The following is a 996-nucleotide window of genomic DNA, read 5'->3' as shown; positions in this document are numbered from 1 at the left end:
CGACGCTGGTGGGCCAGCGCGGGCGCGGGCGCGTACGCCGGGCCGGGCCCCACGGCTGGCGAGCGGATCGGTGTGTCAGCGGTGCGTGGGGTCGCGGACGCCAGCTTCTGCTACTCATCGTTGGACGGGTGGGAGCAGGCCGGCCGGCTCGACGCGGTGCTCGACCTGATGCGGGACAGCTGGCGCAGCCGGGCGTACGGCGACTTCTACGGCTACATGCTGTTGGCCGAGGGGGCACTGGATGTGATGGCCGAGCCGGAGCTGTCGCTGTGGGACGTGGCGGCGCTGGTGCCGATCATCACGGAGGCGGGTGGCACGGTCACTGATCTGTCCGGTCGACCGGCCCCGGCGGGCGCCCCGGGCACCGACAGCAGCGTGGTGGCCACCAACGGTGTGCTGCACGCCGACATCCTCACCCGCCTCGATCGACCAGCCGCGCGCTGACCCCCGGCAACCTCTATCCTCGCCAGGTGGTCTCCTCCGGCTGGTGCTTCCTCGCGGCGATGATCGTCGCGTACGGCTTCGCCAACCTGCTCCAGTCGGTGGCGGCGGCCCGCACCACTGTCCACCACACCTTCGATCCGGGTCTGCTGCTGCGCCTCGCCGGGCATCGGACGTACCTGGTCGGCCTGGGCTGCCAGATCGGCGGCTTCGTGCTCGCCTTCCTGGCCCGACGGGACCTGCCGCTGTTCCTCGTGCAGGCCAGCGTGGCCGCCGGGCTCGGGGTGACCGCCATCCTCGGGGTGCTGGTGTTGAAGTGGCGGCTGCCGGCGGCGGAGGTGGTGCTGCTGGCGTTGCTCTTCGCGGGGATCACCGCGCTGGTGCTGTCCGCCCGGCCGGCACCGTCGAAGCAGCTCGGCACCGCCGGTTCGATAGCCCTGCTGGTGGCGCTCGGGGTGATCGCGGTGCTCGGTGTCTTCGCCGTACGGCTGCACGGGGCACCGGGTTCGGTGGCCCTCGGCTCCCTGGCCGGGCTGGCGTTCAGCTCGGCAGCTG

Annotated in this window: 1 protein-coding gene and 1 pseudogene; both read left to right on the top strand. The window is 72.5% G+C overall.

Annotation, left to right across the window (positions count from 1 at the left end):
* Positions 1-444 (top strand): inositol monophosphatase family protein (locus tag KBX53_RS34150; protein ID WP_305798006.1); only part of this gene is annotated, 444 nt, incomplete at its 5' end.
* Between the two features lie 59 nt (positions 445-503).
* Positions 504-996: pseudogene (locus KBX53_RS34145) on the top strand (hypothetical protein); the annotation flags it as partial.

This window comes from Micromonospora sp. M51 (assembly GCF_018070305.1).
GTDB classification, from domain to species: Bacteria; Actinomycetota; Actinomycetes; order Mycobacteriales; family Micromonosporaceae; genus Micromonospora; species Micromonospora parva.
The sequence above is the reverse complement of the archived record's forward strand: the minus strand, read 5'-3'. Positions and strand labels throughout refer to the sequence as shown.